The 16,157-nt window shown below is 70.2% G+C and carries 12 protein-coding genes; 9 read left to right on the top strand and 3 right to left on the bottom strand.

Annotated elements, in window-relative coordinates:
• The first annotated feature begins 2 nt into the window (after positions 1 to 2).
• Positions 3 to 1,226 (top strand): ROK family protein, encoded by a 1,224-nt coding sequence (locus tag ACFFIA_RS19560; protein WP_377252926.1) that lies wholly within the window; start codon positions 3 to 5, stop codon positions 1,224 to 1,226.
• A 41-nt stretch (positions 1,227 to 1,267) separates the two neighbouring features.
• Here the strand turns inward: ACFFIA_RS19560 and ACFFIA_RS19555 are convergent, their stop codons facing one another.
• Positions 1,268 to 2,323 (bottom strand): LacI family DNA-binding transcriptional regulator, encoded by a 1,056-nt coding sequence (locus tag ACFFIA_RS19555; protein WP_377252925.1) that lies wholly within the window; start codon positions 2,321 to 2,323, stop codon positions 1,268 to 1,270.
• 153 nt (positions 2,324 to 2,476) lie between these two features.
• Positions 2,477 to 4,012 carry a glycoside hydrolase family 43 protein gene (locus tag ACFFIA_RS19550; protein ID WP_377252924.1) on the bottom strand — a complete coding sequence of 512 codons (1,536 nt, stop codon included), beginning with the start codon at positions 4,010 to 4,012 and terminating at the stop codon, positions 2,477 to 2,479.
• A gap of 457 nt (positions 4,013 to 4,469) precedes the next feature.
• On the opposite strand from ACFFIA_RS19550, the gene ACFFIA_RS19545 reads away from it, so the two are divergent.
• From ACFFIA_RS19545 to ACFFIA_RS19515, 7 genes are all read left to right on the top strand, one after another.
• Positions 4,470 to 5,525 (top strand): lytic polysaccharide monooxygenase, encoded by a 1,056-nt coding sequence (locus ACFFIA_RS19545; RefSeq protein ID WP_377252923.1) that lies wholly within the window; start codon positions 4,470 to 4,472, stop codon positions 5,523 to 5,525.
• Positions 5,526 to 5,613: 88 nt separating this feature from the next.
• A complete protein-coding gene (locus ACFFIA_RS19540) occupies positions 5,614 to 7,716 on the top strand; it encodes a cellulase family glycosylhydrolase (RefSeq protein ID WP_377252922.1) in 2,103 nt (700 codons plus the stop codon).
• A 192-nt stretch (positions 7,717 to 7,908) separates the two neighbouring features.
• Complete coding sequence (locus ACFFIA_RS19535) at positions 7,909 to 9,465, top strand: GMC family oxidoreductase (protein WP_377252921.1); 1,557 nt, start codon at positions 7,909 to 7,911, stop codon at positions 9,463 to 9,465.
• A gap of 272 nt (positions 9,466 to 9,737) precedes the next feature.
• Positions 9,738 to 11,156 carry an MFS transporter gene (locus ACFFIA_RS19530; RefSeq protein WP_377252920.1) on the top strand — a complete coding sequence of 473 codons (1,419 nt, stop codon included), beginning with the start codon at positions 9,738 to 9,740 and terminating at the stop codon, positions 11,154 to 11,156.
• A 73-nt stretch (positions 11,157 to 11,229) separates the two neighbouring features.
• Complete coding sequence (locus ACFFIA_RS19525) at positions 11,230 to 12,279, top strand: sigma-70 family RNA polymerase sigma factor (protein WP_377252919.1); 1,050 nt, start codon at positions 11,230 to 11,232, stop codon at positions 12,277 to 12,279.
• Positions 12,280 to 12,453: 174 nt separating this feature from the next.
• Positions 12,454 to 12,888, top strand: a complete 435-nt coding sequence (locus ACFFIA_RS19520; protein ID WP_377252918.1) for an SgcJ/EcaC family oxidoreductase — start codon at positions 12,454 to 12,456, stop codon at positions 12,886 to 12,888.
• Positions 12,889 to 13,111: 223 nt separating this feature from the next.
• Entirely contained in the window at positions 13,112 to 13,903 is a 792-nt protein-coding gene (locus tag ACFFIA_RS19515) for an SDR family NAD(P)-dependent oxidoreductase (RefSeq protein WP_377252917.1), read from the top strand.
• A 244-nt stretch (positions 13,904 to 14,147) separates the two neighbouring features.
• On the opposite strand, the gene ACFFIA_RS19510 is transcribed toward ACFFIA_RS19515, so the two are convergent.
• Positions 14,148 to 15,332, bottom strand: coding sequence for an acyl-CoA dehydrogenase family protein (locus tag ACFFIA_RS19510; protein ID WP_377252916.1), 1,185 nt, complete (start codon positions 15,330 to 15,332; stop codon positions 14,148 to 14,150).
• Positions 15,333 to 15,540: 208 nt separating this feature from the next.
• Here ACFFIA_RS19510 and ACFFIA_RS19505 point away from each other — a divergent pair, with 208 nt between their 5' ends.
• Positions 15,541 to 16,095 carry a carboxymuconolactone decarboxylase family protein gene (locus ACFFIA_RS19505; RefSeq protein ID WP_377252915.1) on the top strand — a complete coding sequence of 185 codons (555 nt, stop codon included), beginning with the start codon at positions 15,541 to 15,543 and terminating at the stop codon, positions 16,093 to 16,095.
• Positions 16,096 to 16,157 lie beyond the last annotated feature (62 nt).

Here is a 16,157-nt window from a genome sequence, read left to right as displayed (position 1 = left end):
TGATGACCGCGCGCACCGGCGTCCAGACCGCCGACTTCGCCGACGTCAAGGCGGCCAACCTCGCGGTCGTGCTGCGGCACGTACGCGGCAACGCCCCCTGCTCCCGGGCCGACATCGCCGCCGCCACCGGCCTGAACAAGGCGACCGTCTCCAACCTCGTGGCCGACCTGATCGACCGGCGGCTGCTACGCGAGGATGGGCCGAGTGGCTTTCGCATCGGCCGTCCCGCCACCATGCTCGCGCTCGACGGCGCACCGTACGCGACGATCGGCGTCGAGGTCGGCTCGGACCACCTCACCGCGCTGGCGGTCGACCTGCTCGGCCACCGGCTGCTGTCCTGGCGCCGGTCCTTCGCCGAACACGTGTCCTCCCCCGGCCGGGCGGTGGCCGCCATCGCCGCGCTGGCTCGCCGGGCCGCGATCCGCGCCGCCCGCCAGGGCCGGCAGGTGCTGGGCCTCACCGTCGGCGTGCCCGGCCTGGTCGACAACGACGGGGTGGTACACCGCTCACCGCACCTCGGATGGTCCGATGTGGACCTGCGCGGGCGGCTGGTGAGCGCACTGCGCGGCCCGGCCTACTCCGTGGTGGTGGACAACGACGCCAACCTGGCCGTGCTCGCCGAGAAACGCTACGGGCCGTACCCCGAGGCGACGAACCTGGCCTACCTGACCGGCGGCGCCGCGATCAGTGCCGGCGTGGTCGCCGACGGGCGGCTGCTGCGCGGCAACCGTGGATTCAGCGGCGCGATCGGCCACCTCCAGGTGCGGCCGGGCGGCCCGCCGTGCGTGTGCGGCCGCGACGGCTGCCTGGAGGCGCTGGCCGGGATACCTGCGCTGATCAGGCGTGTGCTCCCCGACGCGGACACCGACCTCACGGCGGCCGATCTGGCCCCCGACGTCCAGGAGCTGATCCGCCGCGCCACCGCCGGCGACCGCCCCGCCCTCGACGCGCTGGCCGAAACCGGCCGATGGCTCGGCCACGGGGCCTCGACGCTGACCAACCTCGTCAACTCCGAGGTCGTCATCCTCGGCGGCTACTTCGCCCCGCTCGCCCCGTGGCTGATCCCGAGCCTGGAGGTGGAGCTGGCCCACCGGACGGCCGCGCCGCGGGCCGGAGGCTGCCGCGTCGCGGCGGCCACGCTCGGCACCGACTCCACCGCCCTCGGCGCGGCCGCCCGGGTCCTCGACCACATCGACTCCGGGCAGCTCCCCGAGCACTCGCCGTGAGCGGCCGTCACCGGTGGCTCGGCCAGTCACCGCCCCGGGGGTCAGCGCGCCGGCGGTGCGGTGCTCTCCCGGACGGTGAGGGTGGTCGCGAGTTCGAGGCCGACCTGTGGCGTCTTCTCCCCGCGCCCGAGGGCGAGGGCGAGCTCGGTCGCGGCCGCCGCCATCTCGACGAGCGGTTGGTGGACCGTGGTCAGCGGCGGATCGACCAGGGCGGCCACGGGCAGGTCGTCGAAGCCGACCACGCTCAGATCCGCGGGTATCCGCAGGCCGCGCTCACGCGCCGCCCGGTAGACGCCGAGCGCCTGAAGGTCGTTGCCGGCGAAGATCGCCGTCGGGGCCCGCGGATGGTCGAGCAGGTCCAGCGCGGCGGCGTGACCGTCTTCGGTGGTCAGGTCGGTGCGGACGACGAGGGCCGGATCGACCGCCAGCCCGGCGGCTTCCATGGCGGAGCGGTAGCCGTCGAGCCTGGCCCGGCAGCACAGGACCCGGTCGGGGCCGCCGATCATCGCGATGCGGCGGTGCCCGAGCTGGACGAGGTGGCGGGTCGCCGACCGGCCACCGGCCCAGTTTGTCGCCCCGACGAAGGGAACGTCGTCGGGCAGCTCGACGGTGGGGTCGAAGACCACGAACGGGATGCCCCGGGCGCGCAACTGGTCGCGTTGCTCGTCGGAGAGCTGGGCCACCGAGACGACGCAGTCCGGCCGGCGGGCGAGCGTGTCGTCGATCCAGTAGTGGATCGCGCTGCGCTGCGGCCCGAACTCGGTCAGCACCACGCCCACCCGCTGCTCGCGGGCGACCCGCTCCACGCCACGGATGACCTCGACGCCCCACTGGTGCTCGAGCTGGTCGAAGACGAGCTCCATCATGTTGCTGCGGGTCGACGGCGCCGGCCGCCGGTAGCCGTACTGGCTGATCAGCGCCTCGACCCTGGCGCGGGTATCGGGGGACACACCGGTGCGGCCGTTGATGACCTTCGACACCGTGGGGATCGACACCCCGGCGCTCTCGGCGATGTAGGCGATCGTCACGGGCCGGGCTGCGTCACCGCGCGGGTCCTCCCGGTCGGCCACGACCTCGCCCGACTCGGCCTGTGACAACCCTGGCTCCCCTCCCCGCCCGGTCAGACGCCGTTCAGGGCGCAAGGATATCGGTTCGCGCATCGCCGGCGCTCACACCGTGTGCCGTCGCCGCGGCTCGTAGTCGAACCACTCGTAGTCGAACCACTCGTAGTCGAACCACTCGTAGTCGAATCACTCGTAGTCGAACCAGTCGAAGCGAACCGTGCCGGAGGCGGCGTACATGCCGATCACGCGGCCGGTGAAGCCGCCGGCCACCTCGGTCGACAGGTAGCGGCCGTCGAGTTCGGCCAGCACGTCGAACGTGCCGTCCTGGTCCTCGACGCCGAGGTACAGCACGTCCGGCTCCTCGCGCGGATGCCACTGCTCCGGAGACGAGGCGACCACGTCGATCCGGAGCCGGAGCGGCCCGGCCGGCGCGGGCCGCGTGGCGACCGTCGGCCGGAACGAGCCGGCCCGTGCCGTCACCCGCACCTGCCCGTCGCCGGCTTCGATCTCGTAGTGGTGCCGCTCGTCGAGGCGTACGGCGAGCCCACCGTGCCCTTCGGCGGCGTCGACCAGCGCCCGTACCCGGCAGGACGGGTCCTGCTGGCGGCGGCCGACGAAGGTGACGTCGGGATCGTCGAGCGAACCGCCGCGCGCACGCAGGGTGAGCCAGCCCGGGCGGTCGCTGCTCGACCAGCACTCGGCGGGCCGGGCACGCACCGAGACCCAGCGCGGATGCAGGCGGTCGGCGTCGAAGTCGTCCCGCACCGGGGGTACCGCCACCGGACGCGGCGGCCAGGGCGGCGCCGCCATCGCGGGCACGACCTCGCCGACCACCGGCCAGCCGTCGACCCAGGTGACCGGCGCCAGGAAGGTCTCCCGGCCCAGGACGTGCCAGCCGGGAGTGCCGCCGCGCGGGCGTACCCCGAGAAACACCATCCACCAGGAACCGTCGGGCGCCTCGACGAGGTCGGCGTGGCCGGTGTTCTGGATCGGCCGGTTGGTGCCGCGATGGGTGAGGATCGGGTTGGCCGGGCACGGCTCGAACGGCCCGTCCGGCGCCGGCCCGCGCGCGACGCAGACGGCGTGTCCCCGCTCGGTCCCGCCCTCGGCGATCAGCAGATACCAGTAGGCGCCGATCCGGTACAGGTGCGGGGCCTCCGGCGCCTGGGCGCCGGGCGTGCCGGACCACAGTCGCGTCGGCTCGCCCAGCGCGGTCCCGGCCACCGGGTCGATGCGCACCTGGTGGACCCCGGCGGTCGTGCACCAGCACCGGCCCTCGTCGTCCCAGACCAGATCGGGGTCGATGCCGCCGACACCGGGCATCCGGAGCGGCTCCGACCACGGCCCGGCGGGGTCGGTGGCGGTGAACAGCATGTTGCCGCCGCCGGGCGCGACGTTGGTGACGATCAGCCAGAACCGGCCGTCGTGGTGGCGCAGCGTCGGCGCGTAGACGCCGCCGGACGAGGGCGTCTCGGGCGGCAGGGAGAGTTGGCTCGGCCGGTCCAGGGCGTTGCCGATCTGCTCCCAGTGCACGAGGTCGCGGCTGTGGAAGATCGGGACACCCGGGAAGTACTCGAAGCTGGAGCAGGCCAGAAAGTAGTCCTCGCCCACGCGGCACACGCTCGGATCGGGATGGAAGCCGGCGACCACCGGGTTGGCGAACGTCCCGTCCCCCCAGCCTCCCGTGTCGGCTGGCGCCGCGTCCTCCTGGACCACGCTCATGTAGCCGCCTCTCTCCGTCCCGCCGTCGTGGCGCTCAGGTGGCCCGCGCGCGTGACCACACGCCGGCGACCGCCACCAAGGCTCAGAAACTTTCTAGATCGAAATCGACACTTTCCGACCGAAGCGTAGAGACGATCGGCGATGCCGTCAACGGTCGCGAGCTGCTGTCCATGCGCGGAAGGGCTCGGGGGCGCGCCCGGCTGGGGCGAGCACCAGCCCGCACCTCGGCCATCTCGCCATTGACGTGCATCTAAGAAACGCGTAGCGTCCAGCGCGAAACTTTCGGCCGTACCGGCTCGAAGGTGCGCCACCGCTGCGGGAGCCGAGCAGCGCGCGGACGAAGGGCAACGTCCGCCACACATCCGTTCGTACCCGCGCACGGTCCCGCGAGGTGACCAGACAGGCCACCCCGCCAGGCCCACGCGCGCCCATCCACTCGTCACGAGCTGGAGGTCCCATGTCGTCCTTCCTCAAGGCGCGCCGGACATCGGTACGGCGCCCGCTGACCATCACCGCGATCGCCGTGCTCACCCTCACCGCTCTGCTCGTCAACCCGCAACCCGCCTCGGCGCACGGGTCAGCCATCGACCCGCCGTCACGCCACTACAGCTGCGCCGTCCGCTGGGACACCAACTGGCAGAACCCGATCATGGCGGCCCAGGACCCGATGTGCTGGCAGGCCTGGCAGGCGAACCCGGCCGCCATGTGGACCTGGAACGGCCTCATCCAGGACAACGTCAACGACAACCACCAGGCGCGCGTCCCCGACGGGAGCCTGTGCGGCGGCGGCGACCCCACCTACGCCGCGCTGGACACTCCCGGCCTGTGGCGTACCCAGAACATCGACAACACCTTCACCTGGACCATGCACGACCAGGCCCGCCACGGCGCCGCGTACATCCGCATCTACGTCACGAAGCAGGGCTTCGACCCGGTGACCCAACGACTGCGCTGGAGCGACCTGGAACTGGTCAAGGACACCGGCCCGTTCCCGGACACGGGATGGCCCACGAGGCCGAACGACCCGCTCCTCAACGGTGTCGACTACTCCTTCCAGGTCAGCGCGCCCGGGCGGACCGGCCGGCACGTCGTGTACGCGGTCTGGCGGGCCGGCCACGCCGACCAGAACTACTACATGTGCTCCGACGTTCGCTTCCCCGGCGGCACCCCGGACCCGACCACGCCGCCGCCGTCCCCGCCCGCCCCGAACAACGGCTGCTCGGCCGCGTACGCCATCGCCAGTCAGTGGCCGGGCGGATTCCAGGCTGACGTACGGGTGACCGCCGGCTCGGCCCCGATCACCGGCTGGACGCTCACCATGCGGTTCCCGGACGGGCAGACCGTCGGCCAGTCGTGGAACGCCTCGATCACCTCGAACGGCTCCACCGCGACCGCCCGCAACGGACCACACAACGGCAGCCTCGCCGCCGGCGCCAGCACCAGCTTCGGCCTCATCGGCAACTGGCTCGGCACCAACCGGCCGCCCGCGCTCAGCTGCGTCGCGACCACCTGACCCCGACGCCGGCGCGCCACCTCGCGACCGGCGTGGTGGCGCGCCGTACCAGGTCGGCAAACCCAACCACCGCAAAGGAAAGAGTTCGATGAGTCCGCAAACCATACGAAGAAGCCGCCTACGGGTGGGCATGGTCGCCGGTGGCGTCGTGGCGCTGCTGGTCTCCTGGATGATGGTGGCCGTCAGCGCCCAGGCCGCGGCCGGCTGCCGCGTGGCGTACACGGTCTCGGCCCAGTGGCCCGGCGGCTTCACCGCCAACGTCAACGTGACCAACCTCGGCGACCCGCTCAACGGCTGGAGTCTGGTGTGGACGTTCCCGTCCGGGCAACGGGTCACGCAGGCGTGGAACGCCACCGTCACCTCCTCCGGCAGCCAGGTCACCGCGGTGAACGCGAGCTACAACCCGGCCGTCGGCACCAACGCCACCGTCTCCTTCGGCTTCAACGGATCATGGACGGGCGGAAACACCAACCCGACGTCGTTCGCGCTCAACGGCGTCGCCTGCACCGGTAGCGTCGGCGGCACCACGTCGCCCACCGTCTCACCGTCGGTGTCGCCATCCGCCTCCCCGACCGTGTCGCCCTCGGTGTCACCACCGCCGCCGGGCAACCCGATGGCGACCGTGGCCGCCATGGAGCCCGGCTGGAACCTGGGCAACACGCTCGACGCCATCCCCGACGAGACCGCCTGGGGCAACCCGCTCACCACGCAGGCCCTGCTGCGTCACGTACGGTCGCAGGGCTACAACAGCATCCGCCTCCCGATCACGTGGAGCAACCACCACGGGCCGGCACCGGCGTACACCATCGACGCCGTCTGGCTCGGCCGCGTCCGCCAGATCGTCGACTGGTCCCTGGCCGAGGGCTTCTACGTGATGATCAACCTGCATCACGACTCCTGGCAGTGGATCAACACCTACCCCACCGACCAGGCGAACGTGATGAACCGCTACCGGGCACTGTGGACGCAGATCACCGCCGCCTTCCGCGACCACTCCCCCAAGCTGGTCTTCGAGAGCATCAACGAGCCGCAGTTTGCCGGCACCTCCGGTGACGAGCAGAACTACCAGGTGCTGCGCGAGCTGAACGCCGAGTTCGTCCGCATCGTGCGCGCCTCCGGCGGCAACAACGCCACGCGGCTGCTCGTACTCCCCACCCTCCACACGAACGCCGACCAGGGCCGGCTGGACGCGCTGACCGCCGAGTTCAACCAACTGCGCGACCCCAACCTCGCCGCCACCGTCCACTTCTACGGGTACTGGCCGTTCAGCGTGAACATCGCCGGCGGTACCCGGTACGACTCCACTGTGGAGCAGGATCTGATCGGTACGTTCGACCGCGTCCACGACACCTTCGTCGCCCGCGGGATCCCGGTCGTCATCGGCGAATGGGCGCTGCTCAACTGGGACCACAACCGCCCCGGTGTCATCGAACGCGGCGAGTTCCTGAAGTTTCTCGAAGCCGTCGGCTACCACGCCCGTACCAGAAAACTCACCACGATGGTCTGGGACGCCGGCCAGTTCCTGAACCGCAACGAGCTGCGCTGGCGCGACCAGGGCGTCTACGAGATGTTCAAGGCGAGCTGGACCACGCGCTCCGGCACCGCCTCCTCCGACCAGGTCTACGTGCCCCGCACCGGGGCCATCACCAGCAAGTCGTTGACGCTCAACCTCAACGGCCTGACCTTCCAGGGGCTGCGGCAGGGAAGCACCAACCTGGTCAACGGCACCGACTACACCGTCTTGGGCAGCACCTTGACGCTCACCGCCGCCGCGGTCACGCGACTGGCCGGCAACCGCGCCTACGGCGTCAACTCGACCATCGAGGCCCGCTTCTCCCAGGGCGTGCCCTGGCAGATCCACATCATCAGCCACGACCCGCCGACCCAGGCGGCCGCCACCGGCACGACCAGCTCGTTCGCCATCCCGACCCAGTTTCGCGGCGACCAGCTCGCCACGATGGAGGCCAAATACGCCGACGGCACGCCCGCCGGACCGGCGAACTGGACCCCGTTCAAGGAGTTCTGGCAGCACTTCCAGCCCGACTACAACGCCAACACCATCATCCTGAAACCCGAGTTCTTCGCCGAGGTCGACGACGGCGCCGTCACGCTCACGTTCCACTTCTGGAGCGGCGCTCAGCTCACCTACCGCATCACCAAATCCGGCACCACGGTGACCGGCACCACCTGACGACGACGACAGGTGCCGCGGCCACCCGGGTCGCGGCACCTGCCATGGGTCCTGGGCCACGCTACGTCCCCTGGCGACGGCACGTTCAGAGAACACCGCGCGGTGCGCGCGTGCCATGCTCGGGACCACGCGTGCGTCGATATCGGCCGTTCTCTGTTGTCGATTCTTGGTGCCTCCAGGTAAGGAGCGCTGATGTCAGCTGTCCGAAGGTACGACGACATCGTCATCGGTGCCGGTAGCTCCGGTGTACCGCTGGCCGCCCGGCTCAGCGAGGACCCCACTCGGCAGGTGGCGCTGGTCGAGGCGGGTCCCGACTATCCCACGGCCGAGCAGACTCCCCACGATCTCCTGAACGGCGGCTTGATGTCGCTCGTCCACCACAACTGGAGGTTCGAGGCGGAGATCACCACCGGCCGCAGGGTCGGTTATCCCCAGGGCCGCGTGATCGGCGGTTCGTCCGCGGTCGGCAACACCGTCTGCATCCGCGGCATGCCCGGCGACTACGACGAATGGGCCGCCGCGGGCAATCCGGCGTGGTCGTGGGAGCAAACCCTTCCCTACTTCCGGATGCTCGAAGACGACCTGGACTTCGGGGGCGAGTTCCACGGCAAGGGCGGGCCGACGCCGATTCGCCGCTACCGCCCCGACGAGCTCGTACCGGTACAGCAGTCGTTTCTGGAGGCGTGCCTCGAGGCGGGCTTCCCGCTGTGCGAGGACCACAACGACCCCGACTCGACCGGCGTGGGGCCGATGCCGTCCAACCGCAGCCGTGCGGATGTCACGATGCGGGTCTCGACCGCGACCGCGTACCTGCCCGCGGCCCGTGCCCGGGAAAACTTCACCGTCGTGCCGGACGCCGTGGTCAACCGCGTGTTGTTCGAAGGCGGGCGGGCCTGCGGCGTCGAGCTGCTGTCCGGGTCGACGCCGCACGAGCTGCGCGGGCGGCGGGTGATCCTGGCCGCGGGAGTGGTGAACTCGCCGGCCATCCTCCTGCGCTCCGGCATCGGACCCGCCGACGAGCTGCGCCGGCTCGGCATCGACGTGCGAGCCGACCTCGCCGGCGTCGGCGAAGGGCTGGTCGACCAGCCGCGCGTGGGCGTGTTCCTGACGCCCAAGCCGGGCGAGGAAAACTTCGACCTGCCCACCTCGCAGATGGTGATGCGCACGACCTCCGCCATGGGCGGCGAGCGCAACGACATGTACTACGCGATGGTCAGCCACTTCGACCTGACCCGCCAGTTCACCGGACTGCGGCAGTACGCCGAGGGGCCGAGGGTGATCAGCGTGATGGCCGTCGTCCGGCGGCCGCGCTCGCGGGGGCGCGTCATGATCACGTCGCCCGACCCCCGCCAGGCGCCACGGATCGACCTGAACTTCCTCGACGACGAGCACGACTACCGCATCCTGGCCGAGGGCGTACGGAAGTGCTGGCAGCTCGCGCACGCGCCGAAGATCCGCGATCGGGGCGAGCAGCTCGTCCGCCTGGACGAGTCCAACATCGATTCCGAGGAAATCATGCGCGACTATGTGAGAATCAGCGTCGAAAGCGCATACAACGGGATCGGTACGGCTCGAATGGGCCCCAGCACCGACGACGGCAGCGTGGTCGACCAGGACGGTAGGTTGCACGGCGTCGAAGGGCTCTACGTCGCCGATTCGTCGATAATGCCGGCGATGGTGCGCGGAAACACCGGACTCACGGCGATCATGATGGGTGAGCGCCTGGCCGCACGGCTACGCGGCTTGTAACACTTCGACCACGACCGACCGGGTGGAGTGGCGTCGCCTCCACCCGGTCCGCCGCGTGCGGTCCCCCGCCCGGCGCCACCCCGGAAGGATGCCCCGACCTCACCCGACTTCGGCGGTGTGACCAGGCCGGACATCGCGTGCCCCCTCGACCGATGAGTTCGCGTGACCCGGTCGGTACGTACCTGTGAGCGGTGTGGAGTGTGCACCGACGGACACATATCCCGTTTGGTTGGCAGCCTCCTGGTCGAGGCCTCTTCGAAGGGAACGGTCCCTTGACTACGAACACAGTCGCGCCTCCACCTTTCAGCAGTAGGCAGAAGCTGATCCTGTTGATCCTCCTCGGCGCGAGCTTCATGTTCGCCATCGATCTCACGATCCTCAACGTCGCGCTGCCGGTGGTCGGCGAGGGCGTCGGGTTGGGCCTGACCGGGCTCCCCTGGATCATCTCCGCGTACGCGCTGCCGGCGGCCGGCTTCTCCCTCGTGTTCGGCCGGCTGGCGGACCTCTTCGGCCGCCGCAAGCTCTTCCTGGGCGGCATCGCGCTGCTGACGGCGTCCTCGTTGCTCGGCGGCTTCGCGTCCAACGCCGAGATGCTGCTGACCGCCCGGACGCTCCAGGGCTTCGCCGCCGCGCTAGCCATCCCCGCGGCGCTCTCGCTGCTCACGACCACCTTCGCCGAGGGCGCCATGCGGGAGAAGGTGCTGGGCCTCAACGGCGCGCTGCTGGCCGTGGGATTCACCGTCGGCGCGGTGGCCGGCGGCACGCTCGTCGACTGGTTGAGCTGGCGGGCCGCGTTCTTCATCAACGTCCCGGTAGGCTTGATCATCCTGCTGGTCACCCCGTTGCTGATCGGCGAGAGCACCACGCCCGACCGGGTGCGGCTGGACCTGCCAGGAGCGATCACGGTGACCGGCGGCCTGCTGGCCGTGGTCTACGCGGTCCTGGAGAAGAGCGTCGTCTTCGGCGTCGTCGGCGCGGTGCTGCTGATCGCGTTCTGGTTCGTCGAGCTGCGCTCGCCCGCCCCACTCGCACCGGTGCGCATCCTCAAGCGGCCCACCGTCAAGTGGGGCAACTACGCCGGGCTCATCTCCTTCATGGCCGGCACCGGCCTGATCTTCATGGTGACGCTCTACCTGCAGCAGGTCCTGGGCTACTCGCCGCTGGCCGCCGGCCTGATCTTCGGCCTGCCGGGCCTGGCGATCGTGCCCGGTGGCGTGCTCGCCGGAAAGTTCATCGGGCGGTTCGGCCCCCGGAAGGTGCTCGCCGCGGGCCTGTTCGTACAGGCGCTGGCGCCGCTGCCGCTGGTGTACCTCGGCACGAGCCGGTCAGCGCTCTGGATCCTGATGCCCGCGCTGTTCATCACGTTCTTCGCGCACATCACGGCCATCGTGGCGTACACGGTGACCGGCACCTCGGGCCTGCCGAACGAGGAGCAGGGCCTGGCCACGGGCCTGACCTCGATGACCCAGCAGGTCGCTGTCACCGTGGGCATCCCGATCATGGGCTCGATCGCCGCCACGCAGGCCGTCGAGCTCACCGGCATCCACCTCGCGATCGGCGTGAACGTCGCCGCGACGCTCGCCAGCGTGCTCCTCGTCTGGATCGGGCTGCGCCCGCGCGGCGCCCAGCAGGCACCGCCCGCACCGGCGGCCCAGCCCGCCGAAGAGAAGCTCGCTGTCTCCTCCGACTGAGCCGGCGCGAGTGCCGGCCCTTAGCCACACACCGAAACGGAACGCCGCCGGTCCCCCGTCCGGCGGCGTTTCGGTGCGCTGGAGAACGACCGCCGGACGTCCACGAGTCTGTACTGTAAGGGAACACGGGAGGGGCACAGCCGACATGTCGATCAGTGTGGACTTCGAGCACAGCACCGCCCCTTTCCGGGGCGAGCTGTTGGCACACTGCTACCGGATGTTGGGTTCGGTCCACGACGCCGAGGACGTGCTTCAGGAGACCCTCGTGCGGGCCTGGCGCGCCAAGGACCGCTACGACGAGGGCCGTGCCTCCCTGCGCACCTGGCTCTACCGGATCGCCACCAACGCGTGCCTGACCGCCCTGGAGAGCCGCAGCCGGCGGCCCCTGCCGACCGGCCTGGTCGGCCCCACCGACGATCCACAGGCGCCCCTGACCTCAGCCCTCGAGGTCCCCTGGCTACAGCCGTTTCCGGACGCGTCGCTCGGCACCGACCCCGCCGCGGTGGCCGCGTCGCGCGGCAGCCTGCGACTCGCGCTCATCGCCGCCATGCAGTTGCTGCCCGCCCGGCAACGGGCCATCCTGATCCTCCGCGACGTCCTGGAGTGGTCGGCGGCCGAGGTGGCGGACACGCTCTCCACGACCGTCGCCGCGGTCAACAGCGGTCTCCAGCGCGCCCGGGCCTCCCTCGCCGAGGCCGGTGTCAGCGAGGAGCAGCTCGCCGAGCCCGACGACCCGGGCCGCCGCGCGATCCTCGACCGGTACGCGGCGGCGTTCGAGTCCGCCGACATCGAAGCGCTCACCCGGCTGCTCACCGAAGACGTCATCCTCGAAATGCCGCCGGTGCTCAACTGGTACGTCGGTCGCCGGCACTACGGCGAGTTCATGGCCCGCGTGTTCACGATGCGCGGCGCCGACTGGCGAGTGCGCCCGCTGACGGCCAACGGTCAGCCGGCACTGGCCGCGTACGCACGCAACCCCGACGGGGCGTACGAAGCTCGCACACTACAGGTCTTCACGATCGGCAAAGCCGGTATCAGCCACGACGTGGTGTTCGCCGACCCGAGCCTGTTTCCGGCCTTCGGGCTGCCCGTCCTGCTGGATGCCGCGGCTTCGCGCTCCTGACGGTTGGCCCGGTCAGCACGGCAATCCTGGATAACAACCACTATCGCCACTGGGCTACCGTCGAATTACCTCGTTGGCGGCTCACTCTCCCCGCTGATGGTGCGCAATGTCGAGGGTGTGCCGAGCGCTGTTTCGCCGAGGGAAAGTCTTCATCAAGCTGGTAGGGAGAGCGTCATGTCCGTGAGTAGTGATGTCCTGGCCGAAGACGAGGTGGCGGTGCGCGGCACTTTGGACGGTGTGCTTGCCGCGTGGGCGGCCAACAGCGGTGACGCCTTCGCGGAGCACTTCGCCGAGCACGCGACCATCGTCACCGTCGAGGGCCTTTACTGCAAGGACCGGGAGCCGATCCGCCAGCTCCTTACCATGCTCTACAGCGGACCGTTCAAGGGCTCGAAGGTCTTCCAGACGGTGGAGGACCTGCGGTTCGTCACCCCGGACGTGGCGATCGCGGTCTGCTGGAACGGCATCCTGATGGGCGGACTGTCGGAGCTTCCTCCGGAGGAGACCCGCCGGGCCACGTACGTGCTGTCCAAGCAGGACGGTAGGTGGTACGTCGAGGCGTTCCAGAACGTCTTCATCACCGAGCCCAAGACGGAGGTCGTCGGCTGATCCGCCGGACGGCGACGAACGCAGGAGAAGGTGGTCCCACTCGTCCGCGAGGAGGGCCACCTTCTCCGTATGCTGGCGCACTCACCCGTCCGTGGTGAGACCGCGCCGCCTCTTCGGCTCGACCGATGAGTTTGCGTGACATGGTCGGTATGTACCTGTGAGCAGCGGAAAAGTGTGCGCCGATCGGGCTGGTGTGACAACCGGGCACAGAAGGGAACCAGAGATGTTGCTGAAGGACAAGGTTGCGGTGATCTACGGAGCCGGCGGCGCGATCGGCGGCGCCGTCGGACGCGCCTTCGCACGCGAAGGGGCCAAGGTCTTCCTCACCGGGCGCACCGTGGCCGCCGTCGAGGCGGTCGCCAAGGACATCGACGCCGCCGGCGGATCCGCCGAGGCGGCCGAGGTCGACGCGGTCGACGAGCAGGCGGTGAGCGCGCACCTGGAGGCCGTGGTGGAGAAGGCGGGACGCCTCGACATCTCGTTCAACGCGATCGGCCTCTCCAACGCCGACATCCTGGGCGTGCCCCTGGCCCAGCTGGAGGCCGAGCACTTCTCCCAGCCGCTGCTCTCGTACGTGTCGTCGTACTTCCTGACCGCGCGCCTGGCCGCACGGCACATGCTGCCGAACAGGTCCGGTGTGATCATGACTGTCACGGCGCTCCACTCCCGGATCGGCGTCCCGCTCGTCGGCGGGTACGGCCCGGCGCAGGCCGCCAAGGAGGCGCTCACCCGAAACCTCTCCGCGGAGCTCGCGTCCCAGGGCATCCGCGTGGTGGGCCTGCGCCCGCAGGGCATGCCGGAGAGCCGCACCATCAAGGACGCCTTCGAGCCGCGGGCGAAGGCGACGGGCATGACCTGGGAGCAGTGGCTGGAGTTCCTCGCCGCCAGGACGCACACGCGGCGGCTCATGACGCTCGAGGAGATGGCCAACGTGGCCGCCTTCGCGGCGTCCGACCGGGCGAGCGGGATGACCGGCACCACGGTCAACCTGACCATGGGCAGCATGGACGACTGAACGCCTTCGGCGTGGCGAGGTTACCCGGCTCACCGCTGTCCGTACGGGCACGGTGGGCGGGTAACCGCGGAGGGCGAGGCCGCGGGAGCGACGGTCCGCACCGCGACGGACATCGCGGTAGCTCTGATTCTCTGTCCGCTATGGACGCTCCTCGTCGGACCGCCGCGGATCTGGCCGCCGGAAACGACTGACGGTCGAGGCCCTGGGAGGGCTTCGACCGTCAGTCGGCGGATGTGGCTTTCGACTACAGCAGATCGGTGTTCGGCGCGAGGCCGCAGAGCACTCGCCCGTAGGTCTCCGCGTTGGTGCTGGGGTGCATGATGCCGTTGAGGTTGAGCGCCTGGATGTCTCGGGCGATGCGCTGGATCGGCACGTCGGAGTAGAGCGACGAGCCGCCGCTGGCGGTGTTGAGGACGTCGACCGCTTCCTTCGCCCGCTGGCACGCCGCGCCCGAGTCCATCCGGGCCACGGCCCGCTCCTCCATCGTCCAGGTCTCGCCGGCGGCGACCTTGGTGTCCAGCCGGTCGGCCGCGCGGAACAGGTGGAACTCGGCCTCGTCGGCCTTCACCGCGGCCTCCGCCACCTGTAGGTGGGTCAGCGGCGCCTCGATCTGGCGCTCGTAGTGCGTGTAGGTGATTTTCCGGTTGGGCAGCCGCTCGAGAAACGCCTCTCGCGCGGCCCGCGCCATGCCCAACGCGGGCGCGCTGGCGACCGCCGCCGAGAAGGAGACGAACGGGTACTTCCACACGATCGAGTCGGCGTTGCGCTCGGAGCGGTGCTGGCCCTGGATCAGCAGGGGAAGCAGCGGCATGACCTGTGCCTCGGGGACGAAGAGGTCCTTCGCCACGACGCTCACACTGCCGGTGGCCCGAAGGCCCGCGGTGTACCAGTCGTCGACGATCGTCATGTCCCGCACCGGAACCGCGACCGAGGCCGGGACGTAGCCGCCGTCGTCGGTGGCGAGCAGTGCGGAGTGGACGTCCCACTGGCACTGCCGCACGCCGGTGTTGAACCGCCACTCGCCGTTGAGGATCACACCGCCGTCGGTCGGTACGGCGATCCCGGTCGGGCTGACCGTGCCGCACACCCGCACGTCCGGGTCGGCGAAGACCTCGTCCTGCACCTCGTCCGGCAGCATGCCGATCTGCCACGCGCACAGCGTCAGCGTGGCGATGGTCCATCCGACGGAACCGTCGCCGCGCGCCAACTCGGCCATGACCTCGCACACGGTGCGCGCGTCCACCTCGTAGCCGCCGTAACGCGCGGGAACCCTCAGCTTCAGCAGGCCCGCGTCGTGGATGGCGCGGAGCACCTCGTCGTGCAGAACCCGGTGCTCCTCCTGCCACAGGGCGTGCTTGCGGATCAGGTCGACCACGTCTCTCGCCCGGCCGACCAGCTCAGCCCGCGCCGGCACCTCGGTAATCGTCATCAGGGCTCCTCGATACGATGGCAGTGCAGCTGGACAGCTCTTTCACCAGAAACCCTATAGACGACGCATTCCCGCGGCTCTCCCATGTTGCCCAGTGCGGCACTTCGCCAAATCGCCTTGTGCTGTTTCTCTTCCAGGTTGCTCAGTGTGGAACGGAAGTGCGGCAAAGTCTGGTGGGGCCGAGTGTGCGTGCCGCAGAATCAGCCGCATGCCTCACATCGACCTTGGCGTAGACGATCAGACGTTCCCGGGCATGGCCGGCCTCGCGCAGTACCGTCCCGACACCGCCGGGCCCATGCTGCAACTGGCGCAGATCCTGCTCCGCGGACCCAGCACACTGCCTCCGGGGGAACGCGAGCTGATCGCCAGCTACGTGTCCACATTGAACGGATGCGGCTTCATGATCCTGACGCACGGCGCGTTCGCCGCGGCTCAGCTCGACGGCGGGATGCCCCTTGTCACTCAGGTCAACAGTGACCCGGAGACGGCACCGGTGTCGGACAAGCTGCGCGCCCTGCTGCGTATCGCCGCGGCGACCCGCGAGAGCGGCCGGCAGGTCTCCGAGGAGGCGGTCAAGGCCGCGCGGGCGGCCGGCGCTACCGACCTCGAAATCCACGACACGGTGCTCATCGCGGCGGCGACGTCCATGTTCAACCGGTACGTCGACGGTCTGGCGACGTCCTATCCGGACGACCCGGCTCCGTACGCGGAGCAGGCCAAGCAGGTCATCGCCAACGGTTACAACACCGACGCTTCCTTCTGATCGCCGCCGGTCTCGGCGAGGCCGCGCGCCGTCGCGGGCGGGCCGCGGGCCTGCCCGCGACG

This window comes from Phytohabitans kaempferiae (assembly GCF_042433955.1).
Lineage (GTDB): Bacteria > Actinomycetota > Actinomycetes > Mycobacteriales > Micromonosporaceae > Phytohabitans > Phytohabitans kaempferiae.
Note: the sequence above shows the minus strand (reverse complement) of the source record. Positions and strands in the feature narration are given on the sequence as shown.